The sequence below is a fragment of the Solwaraspora sp. WMMA2056 genome (assembly GCF_030345095.1).
In the GTDB taxonomy this organism is placed as follows: Bacteria; Actinomycetota; Actinomycetes; order Mycobacteriales; family Micromonosporaceae; genus Micromonospora_E.
On record NZ_CP128360.1, the window covers coordinates 4,764,368 to 4,790,804 of the forward strand.

18 protein-coding genes are annotated in these 26,437 nt (G+C 72.3%); 8 read left to right on the top strand and 10 right to left on the bottom strand.

Annotation, left to right across the window (positions count from 1 at the left end; translation table 11 throughout):
• Positions 1–72: 72 nt before the first annotated feature.
• From O7608_RS21520 to glgB, 3 genes are all read left to right on the top strand, one after another.
• Positions 73–996 carry a DMT family transporter gene (locus O7608_RS21520; protein ID WP_289206324.1) on the top strand — a complete coding sequence of 308 codons (924 nt, stop codon included), beginning with the start codon at positions 73–75 and terminating at the stop codon, positions 994–996.
• A 334-nt stretch (positions 997–1,330) separates the two neighbouring features.
• Positions 1,331–2,755 carry a glycosyltransferase family 4 protein gene (locus O7608_RS21525; protein ID WP_502959134.1) on the top strand — a complete coding sequence of 475 codons (1,425 nt, stop codon included), beginning with the start codon at positions 1,331–1,333 and terminating at the stop codon, positions 2,753–2,755.
• Entirely contained in the window at positions 2,752–4,671 is a 1,920-nt protein-coding gene (gene glgB, locus O7608_RS21530) for a 1,4-alpha-glucan branching protein GlgB (protein ID WP_289206325.1), read from the top strand. Before O7608_RS21525 ends, glgB begins: the two co-directional genes overlap by 4 nt.
• A gap of 79 nt (positions 4,672–4,750) precedes the next feature.
• On the opposite strand, the gene O7608_RS21535 is transcribed toward glgB, so the two are convergent.
• From O7608_RS21535 to O7608_RS21555, 5 genes are all read right to left on the bottom strand, one after another.
• Entirely contained in the window at positions 4,751–6,034 is a 1,284-nt protein-coding gene (locus O7608_RS21535) for a citrate synthase (protein ID WP_289206326.1), read from the bottom strand.
• A gap of 163 nt (positions 6,035–6,197) precedes the next feature.
• Positions 6,198–8,312: a sulfatase-like hydrolase/transferase gene (locus O7608_RS21540; RefSeq protein WP_289206327.1), complete on the bottom strand. Its 2,115-nt coding sequence runs from the start codon at positions 8,310–8,312 to the stop codon at positions 6,198–6,200.
• A complete protein-coding gene (locus O7608_RS21545) occupies positions 8,305–9,747 on the bottom strand; it encodes a class I SAM-dependent methyltransferase (protein ID WP_289206328.1) in 1,443 nt (480 codons plus the stop codon). Before O7608_RS21545 ends, O7608_RS21540 begins: the two co-directional genes overlap by 8 nt.
• Before the next feature lie 13 nt (positions 9,748–9,760).
• Positions 9,761–9,913, bottom strand: coding sequence for a hypothetical protein (locus tag O7608_RS21550; protein WP_289206329.1), 153 nt, complete (start codon positions 9,911–9,913; stop codon positions 9,761–9,763).
• A gap of 317 nt (positions 9,914–10,230) precedes the next feature.
• Complete coding sequence (locus O7608_RS21555; RefSeq protein WP_289210974.1) at positions 10,231–12,579, bottom strand: HelD family protein; 2,349 nt, start codon at positions 12,577–12,579, stop codon at positions 10,231–10,233.
• Positions 12,580–12,864: 285 nt separating this feature from the next.
• Between O7608_RS21555 and O7608_RS21560 the strand changes: the two genes are divergently transcribed.
• Positions 12,865–13,311 (top strand): OsmC family protein, encoded by a 447-nt coding sequence (locus tag O7608_RS21560; protein ID WP_289206330.1) that lies wholly within the window; start codon positions 12,865–12,867, stop codon positions 13,309–13,311.
• Between the two features lie 31 nt (positions 13,312–13,342).
• On the opposite strand, the gene O7608_RS21565 is transcribed toward O7608_RS21560, so the two are convergent.
• The 3 genes from O7608_RS21565 to O7608_RS21575 form a co-directional block, all read right to left on the bottom strand.
• Entirely contained in the window at positions 13,343–15,832 is a 2,490-nt protein-coding gene (locus O7608_RS21565; RefSeq protein ID WP_289206331.1) for a putative bifunctional diguanylate cyclase/phosphodiesterase, read from the bottom strand.
• A 325-nt stretch (positions 15,833–16,157) separates the two neighbouring features.
• Positions 16,158–17,195: a cobalamin B12-binding domain-containing protein gene (locus O7608_RS21570; protein ID WP_289206332.1), complete on the bottom strand. Its 1,038-nt coding sequence runs from the start codon at positions 17,193–17,195 to the stop codon at positions 16,158–16,160.
• A complete protein-coding gene (locus tag O7608_RS21575; protein ID WP_289206333.1) occupies positions 17,195–18,970 on the bottom strand; it encodes a PP2C family protein-serine/threonine phosphatase in 1,776 nt (591 codons plus the stop codon). The genes O7608_RS21570 and O7608_RS21575 overlap by 1 nt, the downstream gene beginning before the upstream one ends.
• 338 nt (positions 18,971–19,308) lie before the next feature.
• On the opposite strand from O7608_RS21575, the gene O7608_RS21580 reads away from it, so the two are divergent.
• Positions 19,309–19,512, top strand: a complete 204-nt coding sequence (locus O7608_RS21580) for an STAS domain-containing protein (protein WP_289206334.1) — start codon at positions 19,309–19,311, stop codon at positions 19,510–19,512.
• Positions 19,513–19,713: 201 nt separating this feature from the next.
• Here the strand turns inward: O7608_RS21580 and O7608_RS21585 are convergent, their stop codons facing one another.
• Complete coding sequence (locus tag O7608_RS21585; protein WP_289210975.1) at positions 19,714–20,793, bottom strand: glycosyltransferase family 4 protein; 1,080 nt, start codon at positions 20,791–20,793, stop codon at positions 19,714–19,716.
• Positions 20,794–20,893: 100 nt separating this feature from the next.
• Positions 20,894–21,433, bottom strand: a complete 540-nt coding sequence (locus O7608_RS21590) for a redoxin domain-containing protein (protein WP_289206335.1) — start codon at positions 21,431–21,433, stop codon at positions 20,894–20,896.
• Between the two features lie 164 nt (positions 21,434–21,597).
• Between O7608_RS21590 and O7608_RS21595 the strand changes: the two genes are divergently transcribed.
• The 3 genes from O7608_RS21595 to O7608_RS21605 all read left to right on the top strand — a co-directional run bounded on the left by O7608_RS21595 (position 21,598) and on the right by O7608_RS21605 (position 26,418).
• Complete coding sequence (locus O7608_RS21595; RefSeq protein ID WP_289206336.1) at positions 21,598–24,318, top strand: winged helix-turn-helix domain-containing protein; 2,721 nt, start codon at positions 21,598–21,600, stop codon at positions 24,316–24,318.
• Between the two features lie 43 nt (positions 24,319–24,361).
• Complete coding sequence (locus O7608_RS21600) at positions 24,362–25,042, top strand: BON domain-containing protein (protein ID WP_289206337.1); 681 nt, start codon at positions 24,362–24,364, stop codon at positions 25,040–25,042.
• 98 nt (positions 25,043–25,140) lie between these two features.
• Positions 25,141–26,418: a mechanosensitive ion channel domain-containing protein gene (locus tag O7608_RS21605; protein WP_289206338.1), complete on the top strand. Its 1,278-nt coding sequence runs from the start codon at positions 25,141–25,143 to the stop codon at positions 26,416–26,418.
• Positions 26,419–26,437 lie beyond the last annotated feature (19 nt).

Sequence of the window (26,437 nt, forward strand, 5' to 3'; positions counted from 1 at the left end):
GACCGAGGCCACCGCAGCCGCCGTACGGGATCATGGATCCATGACCCGCCCGCCGCGCCGACAGGCCGGACCGTGACCGCGCTGCTGATCTCCGTGGCGTTCGCCGTCGCCTCAGCCGGCGCCTACGCGCTCGGCGCCATCGCCCAGGAACGGCTCGCGGTGCGCCTCGGCGCACAGACCCCGTGGCGGGACATCCTGCGCGCCCTGCTGCGGGCACGTCGCTGGTGGCTGTCGGTGGCACTGAACGCCGCCGGCGGCGGGCTGCACGTCGCCGCCCTCGCCTACGGACCGCTGTCGGTGGTACAGCCGCTCGGTGTACTCACCCTCGTGCTGGCGCTGCCGATCGGTGCCGCCGTCAGCGCTCAGCGGATCACCCGGCGGCAGTGGGGCGGAGCCACGGCCACCGTCGTCGGCCTCGTACTGCTGCTGGTGCTGACCGTTCCCGGCAGTGGCGACGGCATGGACGCCGGCGATGCCGACCTCCTCGTGCTGACCAGCGCCGCCGTGCTGGTCGCCACGATCGCCGGGACCATCCTCGTCCGGCGGCCGGTGCCCCGCAGCCTGATGTACGCCGCTGCCGCCGGCGTGGCGTTCGCGATCGCCTCGGCGCTGACCCACGCGGTCACCCGGGAGTACGCCGACGGGGGGCCGTCGGCCCTGCTCACACCCACCGTGCCGGCGATCGCGGCGATGGCGGTCGCCGGTGTACTGCTGTCCCAGCTCGCCTACCGGGGCAGCGGCCTCGGTGCCCCGCTGGCCACCGTCACCCTGGCCAACCCGGTCGCCTCGGCGATCATCGGGGTGGTGCTGTTCGAGGAACGCTTCGCCACCGGGCCGGTCGCGATGACGCTGCTCCTCGCGGCCGGGGCCACCGCGGGCGCAGGCATCCTGCTGCTCGCGCCGCCGTCGGTACCGTCGGCGGCGCCGCCGACGGTACCGGCCGAACCGGTCGCCGACGACCAGCCGCCGCGTACCCCGGCGCTGTGCCAGCGCTGACCGCCACCGCCCGCTCCCGGACACGTCGCCGCCGCCAGGGCACCCGCACGCCGCGCCCCGGCCGTGTCTTCGGTCACCTCCGGCCGTTCCGGGATGCGAATCCGGTCGCCATGCCGTTTGCTTGAGTACGGGCGACGACGCGCACCGCAGCGCGAGCCCACCACCACCGGCCGATCGGCCACCCCTACCGCACCTCGTCGGCCGAACGGCCGGCGCCCCTTCGCGCGTACCCGCAGCAGACACCGCCGCACCAGCAACACCACGCCCCAGTAACACCCGGAGCACCTCCCGCCCCTGCCGCCGCCGGTGCCGGCGCCCGCACCACCTCGTATGGATGGAGAAGATTGCGATGACCCTGCGGATCGGCGACCAGCTCGCCAACGCACTGGTCACCCAGGACGGTCCGTGCCGTCCGGTCCCGACGTCACGCCCGCACCCGCCGACCGGCGTCGGCGGCGACTCCGCCGACGGTCGCCGCCGCATCCTGATGCTGTCCTGGGAGTACCCGCCGGTACTGGTCGGCGGCCTCGGCCGACACGTCCACGCCCTCTCCGTCGCCCTCGCCAACGCCGGCCACGAGGTCACCGTCGTCACCCGCCACGCCCCCGGCGCACCCCTGGAGGAATACGCCGACGGCGTCCGCATCATCCGCGCCGCCGAGGACCCACCCCTGTTCCCCCTGGCCACCCCCAGCCTCCTCGCCTGGACCATGGCCTTCAACCACACCCTCACCCGCGCCGCCCTACGCGCCACCCAGTCCGCCGAATACGACGTCATCCACGCCCACGACTGGCTCGTCACCCACACCGCCATCACCCTCAAGGAACACCTCGACATCCCCCTCGTCGCCACCATCCACGCCACCGAAGCCGGCCGCCACCAGGGCTGGCTCCCCGACGAGATGAACAAGTCAATCCACTCCATCGAGCACTGGCTCAGCCACGAGGCCGGCCGGGTGATCACCTGCTCCGGCTACATGCGCGACGAGGTGATCGACCTCTTCGGTGCCCGCGCCGACCGGGTCGACGTGGTGGCCAACGGGGTCGACACCCGACGCTGGCAGGTCCCGGCCGACGCCGTCGCCCACGCCCGCGCGCGCTTCGCCGGCGACGGCCCGCTGGTGTCGTTCGTCGGCCGGCTGGTCTACGAAAAGGGCGTGCAGCACCTGATCGCCGCCCTGCCCCGGCTGCGCCAACGCCACCCCGGGCTACGTCTGGTCATCGCCGGCGACGGCCCGTACCGGGGCGAACTGGAAGCCGACATCGACCGGCTCGGTCTGCGTGACGCGGTCACGCTGCCCGGCTTCCTCGGTGGCACCGACCTGCCGGCGCTGATGGCGGCCTCGGACTGCTTCGCGGTGCCCAGCATCTACGAACCGTTCGGCATGGTCGCGTTGGAGGGTGCCGCCGCCGGCGCGCCGCTGGCGGTCGCGGCCACCGGCGGCCTCGCCGAGATCGTCGAGCCCGGCATCACCGGGATGACGTTCCAGCCCAAGGACACCGACGGGCTGGTCTCGGCGGTCGACGCCCTGCTGGCTGATCCGGACCTCGCCCGGCAGGTCGCCCGGCGGGCCCGGCGAATGGTCACCGACCAGTACGGGTGGGCGGCCATCGCGTACCGCACCGCCGCCACCTACGCCGCCGCCATCGCCCAGGCATCGGCGTTCGCCACGGAACGGGCAGCCTCTCGGATGGCGCAGGGTCGGGCCACTATCGTCATCCCGGACGGAAACCTCCTCGCTGGCGCGGGGAGCAGGTGACCCCTACCCGGGAGGCCCCGCTGACCGAGACGATCGGCGACTTCGACCTGTATCTGTTCGCCGAAGGCCGCCACGAGCAGCTGTGGCGGATGCTCGGCGCCCACCCGCGACCCGGCGGATGCCGGTTCGCGGTGTGGGCGCCGAACGCCCGCCGGGTCCGCGTGATCGGTGACGGACCCGGCTGGGGTCCGTACGAAGGACAGGAACTGGAACGGCTCGGCTCCGGTGGCGTCTGGGCCGGCTTCGTGCCCGGCGTCGTCGCCGGGCAGCGGTACAAGTACCGCGTCCAGGGTGCGGACGGTTCCTGGTCCGACCGGGCGGACCCGATGGCCGCCGCCACCGAGGTGCCGCCCCGGACGGCCTCGGTGGTGTACGAGTCGGGTTACGTCTGGCAGGACGCCGACTGGCTGGCCGCCCGCCGCAGCGACCACCACGCCCGCCCGATGGCGATCTACGAAGTGCACCTGGGGTCGTGGCGACCGGGGCTCAGCTACCGGCAACTGGCCGATCAGCTGGTGGACCACGTCACCGACCTGGGCTTCACCCATGTGGAGTTCATGCCGGTGATGGAGCACCCGTTCGGCGGCTCCTGGGGCTACCAGGTGACCGGCTACTACGCCCCCACCTCCCGGTTCGGCGCGCCCGACGAGTTCCGGCACCTGGTGGACCGGTTGCACGGCGCGGGGATCGGGGTGCTGCTGGACTGGGTGCCGGCGCACTTCCCGCGTGATGCCTGGGCTTTGGCCCGGTTCGACGGTACCGCGCTGTACGAACACCCCGACCCCCGCCGGGGCGAGCATCCGGACTGGGGCAGCCTGATCTTCGACTACGGTCGCCGGGAGGTGCGCAACTTCCTCGTGGCCAACGCGCTGTACTGGTTGGAGGAGTTCCACATCGACGGGCTGCGGGTCGACGCGGTAGCGTCGATGCTGTATCTGGACTACTCCCGTGGCCCGGGTCAGTGGCTGCCCAACCACTCCGGCGGAAACTCCCACACGGAGGCGATCGAGCTGCTTCAGGAGCTCAACGCCACCGCGTACCGGTTGCACCCGGGCATCGTCATGATCGCCGAGGAGTCCACCGCCTGGCCCGGCGTGACCCGCCCGACCGACACCGGCGGCCTCGGTTTCGGACTCAAGTGGAACATGGGCTGGATGCACGACACGTTGAGCTACCTGGCGCGGGACCCGGTGCACCGCAGTCACCACCACGACGAGGTGACCTGGCCGGCGGCGTACGCGCACACCGAGCAGTTCCTGCTGCCGATCAGTCACGACGAGGTGGTGCACGGCAAGGGCTCGCTGACCGCGAAACTGCCCGGTGACCGGTGGCAGCGGCTGGCCGGCCTGCGCGGCCTGCTGGCCTACATGTGGGCATTCCCGGGCAAGCAGCTGCTCTTCATGGGCTGCGAGCTCGCCGACGAGCAGGAGTGGAGCGAGCAGCGCGGCCTGGACTGGTCGCTGGCCCACGACCCCGGTGTCGGTGGGGTGCAGCACCTGCTGCGGGATCTGAACGCGGCCTACCGGGACTGCCCGGCGCTGTGGGAGCAGGACACGGTGCCGGCGGGATTCCGTTGGATCGACCACACCGACCGGGACGCCAACACGATCTCGTTCCTGCGCTACGACGCCAACGGCGGTGTGCTGGCGTGCGTGGTCAACTTCTCCGGGGCGGCGCGCCACCAGCACCGGATCGGACTGCCGGTGCCGGGCCGGTGGCGGGAGGTCGTCAACACCGACGCCGACTGTTACGGCGGATCGAACGTCGGCAACTGCGGTGCCGTCACGGCGGACGGTCCTGCGCTGGCCGGCCAGCCGGTCAGCGCCACCGTCGCGGTCGGACCGTTCGCGGCGGTCTGGCTACGCCCGGAACCGGCACCCTCGACGGTGCCGGTCGACGCCGACGCCCCGGACTGAAACGCGACGTGCCGCTGCGGCGGCCGCCCCGATCCGGGGGTCGGCCACCGCAGCGGCACGTCGCGGTACGGCAGACCGCTCAGCGCTGCGCGATGGGCACGAAGCCGCGTTCGGCCGGTCCGACGTACAACTGCCGGGGGCGGCCGATCTTGTTGCTGGGGTCGGCGATCATTTCCCGCCACTGTGCGATCCAGCCGGGCAGCCGGCCCAGCGCGAACAGCACCGTGAACATCTTCGGCGGGAACCCCATGGCCTTGTAGATCAGGCCGGTGTAGAAGTCGACGTTCGGGTAGAGCTTGCGGGAGACGAAGAAGTCGTCAGCGAGCGCGATCTCCTCCAACTGCATCGCGATGTCCAGCAGCGGATCCGGCTTGTCCAGCCGGCCGAGCACGTCCTGCGCCGCCTGCTTGACGATCGCGGCCCGCGGGTCGTAGTTCTTGTACACCCGGTGGCCGAAGCCCATCAGCTTGACGCCGCGTTCCTTGCCCTTGACCCGCCGGACGAAGTCCTGGACGTCACCGCCGGAGGCATGGATCTCCTGCAGCATCTCCAGCACGGCCTGGTTGGCACCGCCGTGCAACGGACCGAACAGCGCGTTGACTCCGGCGGACACGGAGGCGAACAGGTTCGCGTTGCTGGACCCGACCAGCCGTACGGTCGACGTCGAGCAGTTCTGCTCGTGGTCGGCGTGCAGCACGAAGAGCATGTCGAGCACCTGGGCGGCGACCGGATCGACCTCGTACCGGGCCGCCGGTACGCCGAACGTCATCCGCAGGAAGTTCTCCACGTACCCCAGCGAGTTGTCCGGGTAGAGCAGCGGCTGGCCGATCGACTTCTTGTGCGCGTACGAGGCGATCGTCGGCACCTTGGCCATCAGCCGGACCGTGGAGATCTCCACGTGGTCGGTGTCGAACGGGTCCAGGCTGTCCTGGTAGAAGGTCGACAGGGCGCTCACCGCCGAGGAGAGCACCGCCATCGGGTGGGCGTCGCGTGGGAACCCGTCGAAGAACCGGCGCATCTCCTCGTGCAGCAGGGTGTGCAGGGAGATCCGTTCGCTGAACGCGGCCAACTGGTCACTGGTGGGCAACTCGCCGTAGATCAGCAGGTAGCTGACCTCCAGGAACGAGGCCTTGCCCGCCAACTGGTCGATCGGGTAGCCCCGGTAGCGCAGGATGCCGGCGTCACCGTCGATGTAGGTGATCGCCGACGCGCACGACGCCGTGTTGACGTACCCGGGGTCGAACGTGACGTGGCCGGTCTCCTTCAGCAGTGCGCCGATCTCGATCCCGGGCGGCCCGTCGACGGCCGGCTGCACCGGCATCGACAGTTGGCCACCAGGATGGTCGAGCTTCACATCCGTCATATGGTCCCTCGCTTCGCCGGCAGATCTTCGTCGAGTGCCTCACTTTTTACCGTAATCGTGCGGCGTGGCGCTGCCACAGGGACAGGGCGAGGGTGAGGGATGCGTCACCCGATCAAGTGGCGCATCCCACGCGAAGTCGGGCAAACCACAGGACTTGGTACGGTCACCAGCGTCGGACGAGCTGCGTACCGCCGCCGACGACCTCGAACAGCTCGAGCCGGTTGTCGCCGGCGCGCAGCAGCGATTCATCCTCCAGCAGCACCGCGAAGCGGCGCCCTTTCGCGTCGGGGGCCAGCGCCGGCACCACGGTGGCGATCTCGCCGTTGACCGCGACCGCGAGCGGTGCGCCGGTCGGCACGGTGGCGGGCAGTTCGCCGTACGCCAGCATCGGCAGCTCGCCGCTGGCCGGGTCGACGCCGCTGAAGTCGTCGGCGTTGAGAACCTCCGCCCGTACCCCGTCGTCGGTGACCGGTTGGTCACCGACCGACCGGCCGACCAGCTCCGGCAGCATCGGCGCCGGCAACGGCGGCCCCCCGCGCCCGGTGAGCAACGCGTCGAAGGTCGCCGGCCCCGGCACCGTCACCGGCTGGCCAGGTACGTCGCGGAACTCCTTGTCCGCCCGCTGCCGGGGCGGGCACCCGCCGCAGATACCGTCGACGTCGAAGGGCAGCGTGATGCCGGCGTGTGCGGCGATGGTCGGCAGCAGGTCCACGTGTTCCCAGTTGCGGTCGTCCACCCGGCCGCTGCGCTGACCCGGCTCCTTGACGAACGTGGGCACCCAGAGCACCTCGGCCGGTGCGGCCTCGACCGCGCCCATGCCACGCCCCTGCGCCCCCTGGGTGAAGCTCACCCCGTGGTCGGCGGTGACGACCAGCAACGCGTCGTCGTAGCGGCCGCTGGAGCGCAGCGCGTCGAGGGTCTGACCGATCAGCCCGTCGGTGTAGCCGAGCTGGGCGAGGTGACGTTGCCGGGCCAGTTGCACCCAGCCGGCACCCTCGTTCGGAAAGTCACCGGGGGCCTCGTAGCGCACCCCGGACGGCAGGTAGTTCCACGGCGCGTGCGGCATCAGCAGGTGCAGAAAGTGCAGCGTCGGACCGTCGTCGGGCCGGGACAGCCTGTCGATGAACTGGGCGAACCGGGCCGGCTGGTGGTCGTTGAGGGTGTGGAACCGAAACTTCGGGTCGCTCGGTACGGCCTCGTCGGCGGTGCTCGCCGGCCCGGTCAGCCCCGCGTCACGGGCCGTCGGCTCCCGGAAGCTGGCGGTCGGATCGTCATGGTTGTCCACCGGCGCGAGGATCTGGCCCAGCAACTGCCCGGTCTCCCGCAGCAGCACCGGCAGGGTGTCCGTCGCGGTCTGGTCGGTGGCGGGGCACACCTGCGGCGCGCAGAGCTCGGTGATGCTCTCCTGCGCCTTGATGTCGTATGTGCCGCCCAGAGCGCTGAACAGGTTGTCGGGGTGCTGGGAGTAGTGCGGCGCCACCTCGTGCTGCGGGTACCGACCACTGAGCATCGCCGGCAACGCGTACGGCGTCCAACCGCCGACCGCGGTGGAGTTGCGGTACCAGGTCGATCCGCCCGCCAGCTCCGCGAAATGCGGGAAGCGCTGCGCGTCGACGCGCCCGTCCGGGCCGAGCAGCGACACCAGCGGCAGCTCGTCGAGGACCAGGACCACCACCGGGGGATGTGGCTCACCGGTGGCGGCCCCCGGCCCGGAGCTTTCCTGGCCGCTGGCGAGCACGACCGCAGACGCCGGCGAGGCGAACACGAACAACGACACGAACACGATCGGACCGACCGACGCCAGCCGCAGCAACTGGCCGACTCCGCTCCAGCGGCGGTACGCCCACACGCCACCCAGCGCGACCGCCGCGGCGAGACCCAGCAGCAGCGCACCGCGCAGCGGTGACACCTGCTTGCCGATCTGTACGGCGAACGCGGTCAGCAGCAGTCCGAGGGTCACCAGGTGCGCGACGCGGCGCGCCTGCGGGCCCGCCAACCCGGCCGCCAGCCCTGGCAGCCAGCACACCAGTGGCGGCACGACCGTGTAGAAGGCCACCAGCAGCAGGATCTCGACCGTCCCGGCCCCGTGGAACAGGAAGAAGTCGGGGCTGCGACCGACGACGTCGAGCAGTGGTTGCGCGACGACCAGTCCGCAGAGCGCGACGATCTCCAGCAGCCGCCGAAGCTCCCCGCCGGACCGGGCATCTGCCCCGACCGGCGGGTCGGCCGGCGGGTCGCCAGTCACCGGGCTGGCCGGCTTCGGGTCGGCGTCAGCCACGGACCACCCCGGCGTACAGGGTCCGCGTCCCGGACGGGAGCTCCTCCCGTCGGGTGATCTCGTAGCGGTCGGCCAACAGGCGTTCGAACTCGGCGCGGTGGTAGTCGGGGAACAGCCCGGCCGGCTTGTTGGCGAGCAACTGCTGAGCCATCGGGTCGTCCGGATGCACGAACTCGATGATCAGCTGGCCGGGGCGGCCCTGGCCGGGCAGCATGGCGGTCAGCCAGTCGAGGACCCGGGGCAACGGCACGTTGCGTCCGATCGCCAGATGGTGCACGACGGCCAACGCCAGCACGGTGTCCGCCCTGGCCCGGGCGAGGAACGGGGCACGCTCGTCGCCGGCCCATCCCCCGCCGGGTGAGGGATCGGCGAGATCCATCAGGATCGGCAGGATGCGGCGCTCCCCCTCGCCGCGCAGCCGACGGTAGAGGTCGTCGACGACCGCCGGATCGCTCTCCACAGCGACCACGTAGTCGGCGTGCTTCGCCGCTACCCGCGAATAGGTGCCGTCATTGGCGCCGAGATCGAAGACCGTCGCGGGCCGCCGGTTGGCCAGCTCCGCATCGACGAAGGCCGTCTTGACGGTCCGGTCGTCGTCGGAGTACGTGCAGGTCTGCTGGTAGTTGACCCAGTGGCTGCGCGGTGGTGCCCAGTCCAGGCGGTCGACCAACCGGGCGACCGCGCGGACCGTGGCCTGCACGAGTTCGGTGGAGAAACCCGCGTCGCGGATCTCCTCGCGGACCTGGCCGGTGGCGGTGCCGGCGTGCCGGGCCTGGATGGCGTCATGCAGGTGCACGTGCTTGAACACCCCGGCGCGCCACCGTCGCGCACCGCCGAACAACCGGCGCATCTGACCGGGCTCAATGCCGTCGATGCGGGCCCGCAGCAACGGCTGGAAGTCCAGCCCGAGGTGGGCCTGGAGCATCAACGGGTAGAGCATGGTCTGGCAGAACTGCCGGTACCCGGCCCACGGTTCGCCGGCGGCACCGGGTTGGAACGAGCCCACGTCGATGAAGACCGGACCCGCGCCACGCCACTGCAGGTTGTACGCCGACCCGTCGGTCATGGTCACCCCGTCGGCGAGCGCCGCCTGCAGGATCTCCAGGTGCAGGCGGGCGGCGTCGCGCAGCATCGCGAACGACCACTCGTACGGGTAGGACACGAACGGCACCCGCTCGTGGCGCAGCACCGTCGTCCACCGACCGGCGGCCTCCGGGGGCACCTCGTCCGCCTCGGCGGTTTCGGTGCCGATCACCGTGCCGGCGGCGAGTAGCGGCGGCAGGAAGGTGCTGGCGGCGACCGCCGACCAGTCCTTCGCGGCCTGCGGACCCAGCCCCCGCAGGACCCGGTCGCCGGCGTAGAAGACCTGGTTCCCGGGATCCCGGAAGGATCCGGGCTCGTCGTGTGACGTCGAGGTCGTCGGTTCGGAGATCATCGAGTGGTGCCGCTCAGTCCTTCTTGGCGGGCTGCTTGCGGAACCGGCTGACCAGGCGGCGCCAGTAGAGCTTCGTCGCGACGACCATCCCGGCCGCACCGGCGACCACCGCTTGAACGATCAAGCTGCCGGATCCGGCGTCAAGGTATGCCAATACGTCAGTCATGCCGGCCACCTCCCAACTGTCGAGTCTCGTGCCGTACAGGGTGGGCGATCGACCACCGACGGGCCGAGCCGGCGTCATCGTTGGTTCGCCGGCCCGCCACCTGGCGGACAACTGCCGTCCACCACCCTACGCCGCCCGTCTCACCCACACCGACAGCCCCACGCACCACGCGGCCCGTGGTGGCCGCACCCCTCGGCAACGTTGTCGCATTTCACAGCCTTTCACCGGGGTTCACCCCGCTGGTAACCCTGCCCGGGGCACGGTCGCCCGCTTGGGTAACAGTTCGACAACGGCAGGTGAAGGCGCGCCGCCGACGCCTACTCGTCACCGGTGCGCAGCACCATCGGCAGCGTTCCGGGGTAGAGCACGCCGAGCCGGGCCGTCGCCCTGGTCAGGGCGACGTACAGGTCGTTTCGTCCCCGTGCCGACTCGGCGAGGATCGCGCCCGGATCCACCAGGATCACCGAGTCGAACTCCAGACCTTTCGCCTGTGCCACGGTCAGCACCACCACCGGCGCGGCCAGATCCGGTTGTTCCCCGAACGCGACCTCGCCGGCCCCTGCCGCCCGGACCGCCTCGCCGAGCGGCCCGGCACCACCGGCGGGCACGATCACCCCCAACCGGCCGGACCCGACCTGGGGCAGTTCCCGGCGGACCAGCTCGACCAGCCGATCCGCCAGCTCCTGCGGCCCGGACACCTGCTCCCACCACGGGTCGACGCCGGACTCCCGGACGGCCTGCGGGACGCTGACGTCGGGATCGATCGCGGCGAGCACCCGGGCGGCGACCGCGAGGATCTCGGCCGGCGTGCGGTAGCTGACGGTCAACTGCGCCAACCGCCACCGGTCGGCCACGTACGGCTCCAGAATGTCCGACCAGGCGGCGGCACCGCCGAGGAAGCCGGTCTGCGCCACGTCCCCGACGATCGTCATCGACCGGCTCGGGCAGCGACGCATCAACAGCCGCCACGCCATCGCCGACAGTTCCTGCGCCTCGTCGACCACGACATGGCCGAAGGTCCAGCGACGATCGGCGGCGGCCCGCTCGGCGGCGGTCCGCCGGTCGCCCGCCACCTGGCGGGTCGCCAGCGACTCGGCGTCGAGCAGGTCCGTCGCGGCCAGGATCTCGGGTTCGGCCTCGTCCTCCACGTCGATCGACTCCGACCCGCGCAGCACCTCCAGGGCACCTTCGGCGTACTCCAGACGGGCGCGACGACGCAGTTCGGCCGCCGTCCGTGCGTCGCTGTCGTCCTCACCCAGCAGTTCGGCGGCCTCGTCGAGCAGCGGCACGTCCGCCGGGGTCCAGCCGCCACCGGGTGGGCGCGCCAGCAGCGCCCGGCCGGCGGCGTCGAGATGCGGCGCGGCGGCGGCGAGCCGCTCCTCGGAGGCGTACAGGTCGGTCAGCAGCCGCTGCGGGGTCAGCACCGGCCAGAACCGGTCCAGGGCCGACCGCAGCGCGGGGTCCGTCCGCAACTCCCGGCGGATCTCGGCGAGATCAGCTTCGGCGAGCACCTGCGGGTCGCCGGGCGCGTCGTCGCCACCGAGTGGATCGTCGGCGTACGGATCGACGCCGATCTCCTCGGCGATCTGGCTGGCCAGGGCGTGCACGATCTCGGTGTCGAACAGTGGGCGGGCCAGGTTGTGCAGTCGCCCGGCCCGCCGGACGTTGTCCCGGGCCGTCTGGCAGATCTGCGGGGTCAGCCGGAGCTGGTGACCGTCCACCTCGATCACGACGGTCTCGTCCGGCACCTCCTGGCGATCGCGGACCGCGGCGGCGATCACGGCAGCCATCTCGGCACGCCCCTTGAGCTGAGCTGCCGCCGCCGGCTCGACGCGGGTCGCGCGTACCCCGGGGAACAGTTCCCCCGGGGTGCGCAGCAGCACACCGGTCTCCGCCAACGACGGCAGCACCTGCGCGATGTAGCGCAGGAACGTCGCGTTGGGGCCGACGACCAGCACGCCACGGCTGGACAGCTCCCGCCGGTACGTGTACAGCAGGTAGGCGGCCCGGTGCAGCGCGACGGCGGTCTTGCCGGTGCCCGGACCGCCCTGCACGACGAGCACCCCGTCCACCGGCGCTCTGATGATCTCGTCCTGCTCGGCCTGGATGGTCGCGACGATGTCCTTCATCCGGCCGGTGCGCCCGGCGGTGATCGCGGCGAGCAGCGCCGCCTCACCGGTCACCGCGGTCGTCGGCCGGTCGCGCGCCAGGTCCAGATCGAGCACCTCGTCGTCGAGCGCGGTCACGGTCCGCAGCCGGGTACGCAGGTGCCGCCGCCGCCACACCCCGTCGGGTGCCGCCGCCGTCGCCAGGTAGAACGGTCGGGCGGCCGGTGCCCGCCAGTCGATCAGCAGCGGGTCGTAGTCGCCGTTCTCGTCGAACAGCCCGATCCGGCCGATGTAGTGGCGGGTGCCGTCGGTCAGGTCGAGCCGACCGAAGCAGAGGCCGTTCTCCACGGCGCCGTACTGGGCGATCCGCTCGCTGTGCAGGGCCACCGTGCTCTCCCGCTCGGAGCGGGCCTGCGGCGTGCCGCCGGTGGAGCGCAGGGCCGCCGCCAGTCGCTGCTGCGCCTGCTGCCGTAACCGGTCCACCTGCTCGTACAGCGTGGTGACGTACTGCTGCTCGGCGGCGAGCTCAGCGGCCAGGGCCGGGGCGGCTGAGGCGATCCGGTGCGCGTCGCCGACGTTGTCACGACCACGGGCGCCCACGACACTTGACACACTTTCCCCCTGTTTGTCCGCCTCGACGCGCCCGCGCCGACCGGTGCGTGGATCCGGCCGTGTCCGCAGCCCACGAAAGATCCCACGATAGCGTGCGACCGCCGGCCGACCCGCCGGCCGCGTCGCCGCCCGACCGGGCCCCGACCCGGGCCCGCCCCGGCACCGACCGGCGGTGTTTCCCCGCCCACCCGGGGGGTACGCGGGGTGGGCGGACGACGCGGAGGGGGCACGATGGGCGACTCAGACACCTGGATCCATCAGGCATCAGCAACCGCCGAGGCGGGTCGGGTCCGGACCGACGACGGCGAGTTCTCCAGCCGGTTGTCCTCACCACTGGCACCGCAGGGCTCGGGGCTGACCCCGGAGCAACTGCTCGCCGCCGCCTTCGCCTCCTGTCTGCACCACGCGGCGGTGGAGGCAGCCACCGAGATCATCGACGAGTCGCACACCGTCGAGGTCCGCGCCGAGACCCGGCTGCACCGGGACGCGGACGGCCGCTACCGCGCCGACGTACGGGCGAGTGTCTCGTCCTGCGGCCTCAGCGGTGAGCAACTGGCCGCCCTGGTCCGCCGGGCGGACCTGCTCTGGCCGTTCTGCGCCACCGACGGCAGCCGGCACACCGTCGACGTGGTGGCCGCCCGACCGGAGGAGAGCCGGGTCGGCGTCCCACCGGGCTGACCTCGCGCCGGCCACTGCGGCACCGGCGTGGTCAGCCCGAGCCGGTCCGGCGCAGGCGTGGCATCCGGACCACGTGGGCGCCGGGGTGCAGCCGGGGTACGAGTGCCCCGACCACTCCGTCACAGCCGCGCCGCAGCGCGGCGAGCAACTGGTCGGCACCGGCGGCCGCCGGCCCGAACAACCGGCCCTGCCCGGCCGCGCAGCCGAGTTCCCAGAGGGTACGCCGGTGCGCCTCGGTGGACACTCCGTCGGCGACGACGGTGTCGGCGAGGTCGCGCCCCAGCCCGATCAGGGACCGTAGCGCCAGCGGGGAGTTGTCCGCCGCGACGAGCGACTGATGGTCCACCTTCACCAGGTGCACCGGGATCCGCAACAGCGCCGACAACGGCGCGTCCGAGGTGCCGAATCCGGCGAACCCGATCCGGACGCCGTCGTCGTGCAACTGGTGCAGCGCGCGCAGTGCAAGCTCCGGGCAGGTGGCCCCGGTCGTCTCGGTCAACTCGACGGTCAGCAGATCCGCCGGCACCTGATGGGCCGCCAGCAGCCGTCGGACCTCGGCGGGAAACGCCGGATCGAGCAGGCTGCGCGAACTGATTCCGATCGACACCGGCAGGGCGAACCCGCCGTCGCGCCAGCACCGGGCGGCGGCCAGCGCGCGGTCCATCGTGCCCCGGGTGAACTCGGCCAGCCAGCCGGACCGCTCGACCAGGGTGAGCAGGCGCTGGGCGGGCTGGTCACCGAGATCAGGCTGACCCCACCGGACGGTCGCCCCGGCGGCCACGACCGTACCGCTGCCGAGGTCGACGACCGGGTCGAAGGCCACCGTGTAACGGCGGGCCGCGAGCGCACCGGGTAGTTCGCCGCCGAGAGCCAGCTGGTCGGGGTCGGCGGTGTCGCGGCTGCGGTCGTAGCGGCACAGGCCCTGCCCGTGCTCCTTGGCCTGATACATGGCGACGTCCGCCCGACGCAACAGTTCCTCGGTGCTGGTGTTGCCGTCCGCGGTGGCCAGCCCGGCGCTCGCCCGCAGGCTGATCCGGATCCCGTCGAGGTCCATCGGCTCCCGCAGGACCTGCAGGATCTGCCGGGCGTGGTGCTCGGCCCGGGCGGGGGCTGTCGGACCGGTGAGCAGGATGGCGAACTCGTCGCCGCCGAGCCGGGCCACGAGGTCGTCGGCCGCCCCTCGGGCGAGTCGCCGGGCGACCTCGATCAGCACCTGGTCGCCGGCGGAGTGCCCGAGGGTGTCGTTGACCTCCTTGAAGTGGTCGAGGTCGATCAGCAGCAACGCGGTCCGGGGCAGGCTGCGCCGATCCGACAACGCGGCGGCGAGGCGTTCCCGCAGGTATCGACGGTTGGCCAGCCCGGTCAACGGATCGTGGGTGGCGTCGTGCTCATGCCGGGCCGCGAGCTCGGTGACCTGGGCGTAGGCGACAGCGTTGCGGATCGCGGTGCCGAGGGCGGAGCCGAAGGTCCGCAGGGTGTAACGCTCCCGGTCGGACAGCGCCGCGCCGGTGAGGCCGAGCCGCAACGTGCCGAGGCCCGCTGGCGTGGTCGCCGCCCCCAGCGGCACGCTGACCACCCCGTCGTCGGTACGCGGCGGTGCGCGATCGGCCGGGCCGTCGTACCGTAGGCCGTGCTCATCGCCCCGGACGAGGCGGCGCTGCGGGCCGTGCTGGAATTCGATCTCGACGAGTCGCGCCGCGAACAACCGGCCGGCTCCCGACAGCGCGGTCCGCACCACGGCGTCCAGGTCGACGTCGTTGAGGGCGTCGGTGGTCTCGGCGAGCTGCCGCCACGCCGCCCGTTCCTCGGCGAGGTGCAGTCTGCGGCGGTAGCCGGAATGCAGCAGCAGCACGGCCAGTGGGGTGGCGACGAGCAGCCGGGCATCGATGGCGACGACGACCACGGTCAGCATCGCGATCAGCAGCGTGGCGGCCTTCACCACCGCGCGCATCCCGGCACCCCGGCGGACCACCCGTCGCCAGGAGGTGCGTTCCGCCAGCGAGACGACCGGCACCGGCAGGGTCTCGTCCACCAGGGCGTACGCCAGGGCGGCTGCGCACAACGCGAGTGCCGTCGTGGCCCAGGACCGGGTCAGGTGGGTGGTCGACCCGAGGGCCGGGGACAGTCCCCACCAGGCGGCGGCCGAGGCGGCACCGAGCGCGCCGAGCGACTCCTTGGCGCTGGCGAAGGCGACCTTGACCGGGGTGGATCCGGCGACGAGTCGGCCGGCAGCTACGCCCAGCGCCGTACAGACCACCACCCAGGACGGTGGCAGGACCGCCACCGAGACCAGCACCGCCGCGCTGGTCGGCGAGATACCCTGCGGAGCACGGATCCGGATCGGTACGGTACATCCGCTCGCCACGGCGACCAGGCAGGCCAGGACCAGCGGGTGGTGCAGGGCGGGCAGGCTGGGCGTTGCCGCGATCCGCGACACCGCCCATGCCAGCGCCACCAGGCCACAGCAGACGATGAGTCCGACGAGAGGCACCAGCCGCCGGTCCGCCTCATCATTACGCACCGCCGCCGTCGCCTCACTTCCCGTTCGGACAGCACCCTCCACATGAGCCTCGCGTTAGCGTCTCATAACTCACCGTCCACACAACAGGCCCCGACTCAGATCCAATCGTTGTCACGCATCTCGCCACCTCCTCCATCCGACGCTTCGAAGCGAAGGGTAAAGAAGATAAGTGACGTTTGGTATAGCTAAATGTCTTTTACTCCAGTACGCGAGCAATATTGCCAATATAACTTTACGCCCGTCTCTGGAAACAGCCCGTGAAGCTCACTCTTGACGCCGATCGGCGAGGACACCACAGGTGCCACCACGACCGGTAGCGCCGGACTCAGCGCGCAATCGCGTGGACGACGGCACGTCGGCCGTCGCGCAGAAAGTCGTACGCACGAGGGAAATCACGCAGGGTCGCAGAGAATACACTCAGCGTTCTAAGCACCCCACGTTGCGGAACGCCACGCGCCCGCAGCACCTCGACCGTCCACGAAATGGCATCGACGAACAGGGCACCGTCGTCCATGTAGACAGCCGCCGCGAGAAAATCCACCAGATGACCGAGATCGGCGATCGTGGCATCCCACTGTGCCTGTGTGTAGCCGGAGGTGATCCGTTCGGAGCGGCGCAGGTCGTCCAGCGCCAGGTCGATGATCTCGGCCCGCCGCTTCACCAGCCCCGCGTACTCCTCGCCGCCGAGCCGGCCCGTCGGCGCCGCCGCCCCGGACGACACCTCGCCCGGGGCAGCGAGCAGGTCGGCGGCGGCGCGGGCGTCCGGCGCCCAGGCCACCCCGAACGCCCGCGCCCACCGGCCGTCCGGACCGAAGCCACGGCCGCCGACCAGAATCGGCACGTCGGCCCGGCGGCAGGCCTCGATCATCTGATGTGCCTGCGGCAGCCGCATCGGCAACGCGCAGGCCAGGGCCAGCGCCACCGCGTCGTGTCGGTGCAGGTAGGCCATCAGGTGTACGGCGGGCACACTCGCGCCGAGGAAGGTGACCTGCCAACCGCGCAGTCGCAACACCTCGGCGACCAGCCGGGGCGGCAACGCGTGCCACTCGCCGTCCATGCAGGCCACGACGACCCGCCCCCGGTACGCTCGGGGAGCGGCCCGGGCGACGACCGCGGCCACCACCTGTTCGCTGATGTGCGTGGCCGCGTGTTCCTGGGCCACCGACCACTCGTTGCGCTGCCACCACTGACCGACCTGTGCCTGGGCCGGCGCGACGAGGTCGAGCAGCACCGACTCCGCCGGGATCCCGGCCTCCAGCAGGTCGTCGGCCAGGTCCCTGGCGCCGGCCTCGTCTGCCTCGGCCAGACAGTCGAGAAACGCCGGGTATGCCGAAGTGACGTCGACGGTCGAGACAGCGGCCACTACCGTCCGTCCTCCGCCGCCTCGGGGTCGGGAACGGCGCGCAGGTGGCGGTCCCGCTGGCGGCGCGCCGGCGGCTGCGCCCGGATCGCCAGGACCGCGATGTCGTCGTGGTCGCGACCGGCCAACCAGTCCCCGGCCAACTGTTCGACCCGCTGTGCCAGCGCCGGCGCCGGCATCCGATGACACCCACGCAGCGCCTCACAGAGCCGGGCGAGGCCGTACTGCTCGGTGCCGTACCGCCCGCCGCGCGCCTCGGTCACCCCGTCGCTGTAGAGCAGGCAGGTGTCCCCCGCCGCGAGTTCCACGGTGAGCTGGCCGATCCGCGGGTCCGGCACCACCCCGATCAGCATCCCGCTCAACGGCACCGTCTCCACCGTGCCGTCACCCCGTAGCACCAGCGGCGGCAGGTGCCCGCCGCCGGCCAGGGTCAGGCTCAGCCCGCCGTCACCCGTCGGGCTCGCGGTCCCCAGCACCATCGTGGCGAACCGGCCCTGGCCGTGCGCCTGGGTGGTCTCCAGCACCGACTCGTTGAGCAACCGCAGCAGCCGTCGGGGATCGGTCTCGACGTTGCGCAGTGCCTGCAGTCCCTGTCTGACCTGGCCGGTGAAGACGGCCGCGTCGACACCCTTGCCGGAGACGTCACCCAGGAAGAACAGGACGTCGCGGTCGGCGAGCCCGAAGGCACCGTAGAAGTCACCGCCGATCCGCAACGACGACTGCGCCGGTCGGTACGCGGTGCCCCACTGCACGCCCGGCACCGGGTGCGGCTCGGTCGGCAGCAGGCTGGCCTGCAACGTCTCGGCGATCTCCGACTGGTGCCGGTAGAGCACGGCGGCGTCGAGTGCGGAACCCGCGCGGGCGGCGAACCCACGCAGCAGGTGCAGGTCCGCGTCGTCGAAGCCGACCGCGCCGCGCCGCGCGACGAGCAGGGCACCGGTCGGTTGCGCGCTGCCGGGCAGCCCCACCACGCGTACGGCGGCATCGGACGCCTGTGCCGGAGCCAGCCAGCCGAGGTCGACGGCCTGCTCGGCGAGCCAGTCCACCGATGTCGCCCCCGTACCGGCGAGCGTTTCGACGAAGGCCGCCGGCAGGTCACCGACGGCGAGTACGCCGCCGTCGACCTGCGGGCCGGTGCTGCCCCCGCCGCGTGCCCGCCACCACCGCGCCTGACCCCGGCGTGGCGCGACGACCAGCACGGCGACCTCACCCAGCGTCGGTACGGCGAGGCGCACCACGGCCCGGGCGGCGCGGTCCTCGTGCAGCGGATTACCCAGCCGTTGGCTGGCCGTGGCGAGGAACATCCAGCGGGCCCGCTCGGCGAGCAGCGCGTCGGAACGTGTCGTGCTCTCCGTGGCGTCGTCGACGTACCACGCGGTCCGGTCCCGGTCCAGGGGCACCCGGCGCAGCCGCAGGCGCAGCCCGCGATGGGTCAGCTCGCCACCGTCATCGCGCATCGCCGCGTCGAGGCCACCGACCCCGCTCACCACGACGACCTGTCCGACCACGAGCTCCGGCAGCAACCGACGCGCCGTGGCGTCGATGTGTCGCACCACGGCAGCCGCGTCGCAGATCACCAGCCCCTCGCGGAAGTTGTCCACCACGGCGGTCATTTCGAAACCGGGCTCCGCCGAGGGCGCGGCAGTGGGTGCCGTGGGGCGTTGCGCGGGCGGCGTACCGGCATCGGACGGATCAGACCCCCCAGCCACCGTCGCCGGCCCGGGTGTGGAGATCCGCCCGTCGCCCGACTCCCAGTTCGTGACGTCGGCGGTGCTCACCAGCCCAGGCCCCACTCCTCGTATCGATCGTCGACACCGGGACGGCGCCCGGCGTCACTGCCCGTGCCTCCACCCTACGCGGCGGCCGGCGAAGCGCCACCCGAGCGTGCGCCCGAGCACGCCGGCGCGGCCGGGTCTACCCTGTAGCTGAGCCAGTCCCGATCTTCCGCCGTCCGATGACGATGGCGGACACCGACGCGGGCGGACAAGAGACGCGGGTGGGCAGGAAGTGCCGGACCACCATGTCCGGCGGCACAACGAAACGCCGCTGCAGGCGCAGAAGGGGTGATTCTCCGGTGTGGGGTGGCGGATCGGACACCACGGCGGCCCCACTCGTCGTGACCGCAGGCCCGGCCTCGCCGCAGGACGCGGTGCTGCGTCTCGCCGGCGATCTCGACTTCCAGACAGCCGCCCTGGTGCACCAGCGGGTCGATCTGGCCCTCGCCGGGCGACCGGCCCGGCTGGTCCTGGATCTGCGTGGGCTCACCTTCATCGACAGCACCGGCCTCGCGGCGATCGTGTACGCCTGGCGCGCCGCCTAGGACCAGCAGGCCACGGTGCAGCTGCACGACGTTCCCGCATTCCTCGCCAGCGTGCTCGACATCACCGGTGTCGGTGAGCTGCTGGCACGGCCGCTGCCCGAGGCAGCCGACCCGGATGCCAGCACGGCCTGACCGGCCCGCGGGACGCCGGCCGTACGCTCACGCGGGGCCCGCGAGACACCGGGCCCCGCACCACGCCGGTCAGCCGCTGACGACCGCCGGGAGCAGTTCGGCTGACGTGACCGCCGGCCCGGCCGACGCCGTCGCCGGCATCGCGTGCTTCCACCGGTGGTAGATGCGCTCGTACCGGGACGCCATCAGATCCGGGGAGAACGACCTCCGGACATGCTCGGCACAGACCTGCGGATCGAACTCACGCGACCGCTCGATCGCCGCCGGCAACTCCGCCGGGTCGTCACACACCACTCCGGTCTCACCGTGGCGGATCACCTCGGGTACGGCGCCCCGGTTGAGCGCCACCACCGGGGTACCACACGCCATCGCCTCCAGCATCACCATGCCGAACGGTTCCTCCCAGCGGATCGGCATCAGCAGACACCGCGCCGCGCCCAACAACTGCCAACAGCGCCCCCTGTCGGGGTTGACCAGTAGTTCCACATCAGGGCCGAGCATCGGGCGGACCGTCTCGTCGAGGTAGCGCTGTTCCGACGGTTCGGTCGCCTTGCCGGCAAGCACGAGTCGGACACCGGCCTCCCGGACGGCCTCGATGGCCAGGTCCGGGCCCTTGTCAGCGGAGAACCGGCCCAGCCAGAGCACCGGGCCGTCGGTCGGTGTCGGTTTGGGCCGGATGTCGGCGGCCAGGCCGTTGTGTACGGTTGCCGCCCACGGCAGACCGGCACCCACCCGACGCTGGGCGTACGAGATCGCCACCAGGGCCACCGCCCGGTCGATACCCCGCAGATACTCGCCGAGTTCGCCGTCAGGTGAATTGTGCACCGTGACCACGGTCGGCACCCGGCGCTGGGCGGCGGCCAGCGGGCCCACCGTCGTGTGGTCGTGTACGACGTCGAAGGTGTCGTCCTCGATCAGCCGGTCCACCCGGGCAAGGTGCACGAGCTCAGGCAGCGAATGGCCGAGCCGGTCGGCCTGCAGCTCCCGGACGGTACTGACGAAGTTGGCCGCGGTGCCGGTCCTGCTCCCGGCACCGAACAGGGTCACTTCGTTTCCTCGGGCCACCAGCGCGTCGACGAGCGCCGCGCAGACCTGCTCGACGCCGCCGTATCCGGGTGGCGGGAGTTCGTAGTAGGGCGGCACGATCATCGCGATCCGCAACGGCTGCTGCTGCTCGGTGTGCGTGGACGGGACATCGTTCACGGCGCACCCCCCGCGTTAGCCGACACTACGGCCGGATAGGTTCGGCTTACCCCGTGAAAGCGGGATAAAAACTGATATCTGATGAGTGGGCAGGGACGGTAGCCGGCTCACCCGGCGGGAGGCGCCGGATCGCGTCCAGGATCCCGTCCACACCCGGATCGTCGTCGATCGACGACAGGTGGGTGTAGGTGACCACACCGTCGCGGTCGAGCACGAACACCGCCCGACCGGCGACGGCGCCCTGCGGCTGGTAGACGCCGTAGCGGCGGGCCACCGCGCCCCGGGGTACCGAGTCCGACAACAGCGGGAACCCGATCCCCTGTCGCTGGGCGAACGCCCGGTGGGAGCGGTACCCGTCCACCGACAGCCCCAGCGGCACCGCCCCGTACCGGTCGAACTGCGCCAACGCCGCCGTGCAGCCGGCCAGCTGGGCCGCGCAGACCGGGCTGTCGTCGGCGGGGTAGAACAACAGCACCACCGGACGTCCACGCAGCGAGGCCAGGCGCAGCCACCGCCCGGCACCGACCGGCAGGCAGAAGTCCGGCGCCGCAGCGTCCGGCATCGGTACGCCTTCTCCAGTGCTCATACGGGCGATCGTCGCGCCGCCGCGGATGAGCGCCGTTCACTCGCCCGGGGTGGTCATGTCCCGGCCGGCGCGTTAGATCCGCGGCGGTCGGGGAACGCGCTGCGGCGACAACGACCTCAGGCCGGCCGATCAACGGTACGGCCGGATCGCGACGGGAGCGGCGGATGCGCACAGCCGGACAGGACACCGTGGCGGAGCCGAACCACACGCTGCGGCCGACCGACCCGGTGGGCGTCGGCCCGGTACCGCTGCTGGCCTCGAAGATCACCGCCGCCGGCCCGCCGGCGGGTCTGGTCGAGCGGCCGCGCCTGGCCAGCCGGTTGGACACCGGTACGCGCGGACCGTTGACCCTCCTGGTGGCTCCTGCCGGCTGGGGCAAGACGGCCCTGCTCGCCGGCTGGTTCGCCGCGCGGCAGGGGTCCGGTATCCTCGCCTGGCTCACGGTCGAACCGGCGGACCGGGGCACCCGCTTCTGGACCTATCTGCATGCCGCACTCGACACCGCGCTCACCCGCTGGCCGACGGATCGCCCCGTGCTGCCGGTGCCAGCTGACGACGTGGAGCAGTTCCTGCCCCGGCTCGCCTCGGCACTCGCCGCCCAACCAGAGCCGGTGCTGGTGGTACTGGACGACATGCACACCGTGTCGGACGCCGACGTGTTCAGCGGCCTGGAATTCCTGTTGCGGCACTGCCGGGGCCGGTTGCGTCTGGTGATCGCCGGCCGCAGCGAGCCGCCAATGGCCCTGCACCGGCTGCGGCTGACCGGTGAACTCACCGAGATCGGCACCACCGAGTTGGCGTTGACCTGGGAGGATACTCGGCGTCTCGTCGCCGAGCAGGGCATCGACCAGCCGCCGGAAGTGGTCCGCGACCTGCACCGGCGGGCGCAAGGGTGGCCGGCCGGGGTCCGCCTGGCGAGTCTGGCGGTCGGTCCGCCCGACGAGGGTGCGGCCGGCCGGTCCGGCGTCGATGGCGCGGCGGACCCGGGTATCGCCGACTATCTGCGGGCCGAGGTGCTGGGTGCGCTCGACCCGGCGGGGCGGCAGACTCTCGTACACACGGCGCTGCTCGACCAGGTCTGCGCCCCACTGGCCGACGCGCTGACCGGCCGGACCGACGCCGCCGACCAGCTGTCCGCCGCCGCCCGCGTCGCGACCGGGTTCGTCAGCACCAGCGGCGGTGACCCGACCTGGTACCGCTGTCACCCGATGCTGGCCGACACGTTGCGCGCCGAACTGCTGCAGCGATACCCCGACGAGGTCTCACGGTTGCACCACCGGGCCTACACCTGGCATCGCGACCAGGGCCGCCCGCTCGCCGCGCTGCGGCACGCACTGGTCGTGGCAGATGTCGCCGGGGCGAGGGCGCTGGCCGACGCGCACTGGCCCGAGCTGCTGCTCTGCGGCCATCAGGACGCCGCGACCGGTCCGCTACCGACGACCACCGACGACCACCCGGCGTTGCTGCTGGCGGCCGACCTCGACCGGCTCGAAACGAACGGCACCGCCGGCACGATGCCCGCCGTTGACCCCGACGGTGCCGACCCGCCGGTCGACGTCGGCCAGCCGGTCGTCATCGCGGCGCGACTGGCCGCGGCCCTCGTCGAGGGCCGGTTCACCCCGGCGGTGCGGTACGCGGAGCAGCTGCTCGCCACCGCGACCGCGATGCCGCCACCGGTGGCGGACCGGGCACGAACGGTGGCGGCGGTGCTGCTGGGCACCGCCCGGTACGGGTCAGGCGACCTGTCGGGCGCCGAGGCCCTACTGGCCGAGGTCGTCGACGCCGGTGAGGGGGTGTCCCCCTGCGCGCGTCGGTCGGCCGCCGCTCAGTTGGCGCTGCTGAATGCCGGAGGCGGCCGGCTCGCCGAGGCACACCGGCTGGCACAGACCGTGCTGACCACGCCGGCCTGCCCGGGGCGGCGCTGTGCCGGCCACGCCGCCGCCGCGCATCTCGCGCTGACGCTGATCGCCCTGCACCGCGACGACCTGCCCGACGCCGCCCGCCAACTGGGCCAGGTCGCCGCGCTGGCGGGGCCCGGCACGGTGGCTACCGTGACCGGGCTGGAGCCCCTGGCGCAGGCCTGGCTACGCCACGCGGAGGGCGACTTCGGGGCGGTCACCGAGCTGCTCGCTGCGGCCGACGGCGCGGATGCCGCCGGCCATCACGCGGGCCTGCGTCGGCTGGCCGTGGCGGAGACCTTGATGGCCTGTGGCGACTTCGGCGGGGCCCGGGAGCTGCTGACCACACTGGCGGGTGCCGACACCGGTCCAGGGCCGGCGACCGGCCCGGCGGCCTACCCGGAACTGGTCCGTACGCAGGCCCGGATCGCGCTGGCCCGGCTGCACCTGTTGGCCGGTGAGCCGGCCGCCGCCCTGGCCGGGCTGCCCCTGGACTCCCCGGCGGACCACGACGCACTGACCCGGCTACAGCGGCTGGACAGCGGCCTGATCGAGGCGGTGGCGACGCGAGCGCTGGGTGACCAGCGGCGGGCCCGCGAGCTGCTGGAAGGGGTGCTCGACCGGGCCGTGTCGGACGGTCACCGGCGAGTGTTCACCCAGGCCGGTACGCCGGTGCGGGACCTGCTGGTGGAACATCTCGACTCGGGCACCCGACACCGGGGGTACGTCAACGATCTCGTCGACTCCGCCGGTCGGCGGCCCGCCGACCGGCACCGGCCGGTGACGACGCTGGCCGAGCCGCTCACCGAGCGGGAACTGACGGTGCTGCGCTACCTGCAGGGCACCTTGTCCAACGGGGAGATCGCCGCCGAACTGTTCCTGTCGGTGAACACCGTCAAGACCCACGTGCGCAACATCTACCAGAAGCTCGGCGCCCCACGCCGTCGGGAAGCCGTGCGCCGGGCCCGGGAGCTACGGCTGCTCTAGCCGCCGGGCGGCAGCCGGGCCAGGCAACGCCATGGGAGGACAGATGACCGCCGCCACGGTACGTACCGACGAGGAGATCCAGCGCGACGTCCTGGAGGAGCTCAAGTGGGACGCCCGGGTGCAACCCAACCAGATCGGCGTGACCGTGCAGGACGGGGTGGTGACGTTGCTCGGCTGGGTCGACAACTATGGCAAGAAGTGGGCGGCGGAGCGGACCACGCACCGGGTACGCGGCGTCGTGGCCGTCGCCAATGACGTGGAGGTACGGCTGCCCAGTTCGGCGGAGCGCACCGACGCCGACGTCGCGGGCGCCGCGACCCGGGCCCTGGAGTGGGACGCGTTCGTCCCGATCGAACGTCTCGAGGTGACGGTGGCGCAGGGCTGGGTCACGCTCAAGGGCGAAGTGGAGTGGGAGTTCCAGCGCCGGGCCGCGGAGCGGGCGGTCCGCCGCCTGTCCGGGGTCCGTGGCGTCACCAATCTGATCGCGGTCCGGCCCCGGATCAACCCGTCGGCGCCGCAGCTGCGCCGCAGCATCACCGACGCGCTGGTCCGCAGCGCCGCCACCGACGCACGGCAGATCACCGTCGACACCGACGGCGGCCGGGTCGTCGTCAAGGGCGTGGTCCGGTCCTGGTTGGAACGTGAGGAGGCGGAACGGATCGCCTGGTCGGCACCGGGGGTGACCTCGGTGGAGAACCGGCTGACCGTCGATCCGGGCGCCTGACCGACCGACGGCGCAGCGACTGGCCGGTCCGCATCCATCGGGCCGCCGCCGGGGGCGACGCGACACGACGCGTACGTGGGTGGGGAGGCGACCGGAGGATGTGGGACGAGCAGGTGGGCCGTCTGGTGCTGGCGGTGATCGCCTCGGTCGGCGGGGCGCTCGCCGTCGCCTGGCTGTCGGGTCGGGTGATCCGCCTGGCCGCGCGGGGCCGGTACGCCGCGTTCCTCACCACCTTGCACCGGGAGTGCCACCGTCCGTGGCGGGCGACGTTACTGGTAGGCGGGCTGCTGATGGCGGTGCCGTTCAGTGGCGTCACCGGTGACCTGCGCGGTGACGTTCTGCACATCCTGCTGCTCGGGCTGATCTACGCCGGTGCCTGGTTGGTGATCCGGATCCTCTTCGTCTTCGAGGACACCGCCTTCCGTCGACTTCCGGTGGACATGGCCGACAACCGCCGACGTCGGCGGGCCCGTACCCAGATCGGGCTGTTGCGCCGCCTCACCGCAGTGATCATCGGTATCGTCGCGTTGGCCGCGACTCTGATGACGTTCTCCCAGCTGCGGGCCCTCGGCGCATCGCTGCTGGCTTCGGCCGGGGTCGCCGGTGTGGTCGCCGGCCTGGCGGCGCAGTCGGTGCTGGGCCATGTCTTCGCCGGCCTGCAGCTGGCGTTCAGCGACGAACTGCGCCTCGACGACGTGGTGGTGGTCGACCAGGAGTGGGGCCGGATCGAGGAGATCCGGCTCACCTACGTCGTCGTCCGGGTATGGGACCAGCGTCGGCTGATCCTACCGACGTCCTACTTCACCACTACGCCGTTTCAGAACTGGACCCGCAACGAGGCCCAGGTGCTCGGCAGCGTGATCCTGCACCTGGACTTCACCGCCGACATCGACGTGCTGCGGGCCGAGGCGCACCGGATCGTCGACGCCTCCGCACTGTGGGACCGTCGCGAATGGGTGATGCAGGTGGTCGACGCCACCGAGACGACGATCTGCGTCCGCGTCATCGCCTCGGCCGCCGACGCGCCCAGCTCCTGGGATCTGCGCTGCGAACTGCGCGAAGGACTGTTCGGGTTCCTGCGGCGGCATCATCCGGACTGGCTGCCCCGGGCCCGCAGCGAGCTCGCCGGGCCGTCCGAGGCGGCAGAGCTGGCACCGCCGGGCGGCCACCCGACCGCAGCGGTGGGCCGGCCGGCGACCGCGCGGCTGGGCCGCCCGGGTGCGGGCGGGCCCGACCCGGGCAGCAGCAGGGGGACCGGTCCGCGTGGTCGGGCCGCCCGCACCGCCGGGGGCCGCCAGCAGTTTGGCAACGCCGAGGCCCGTCGCCAGCAGGCAATCGGGTCGGCGGCGGACCGGCCGTCGGCAGCCGGCGGCTGACCGTCGGCGACAAGGCGCT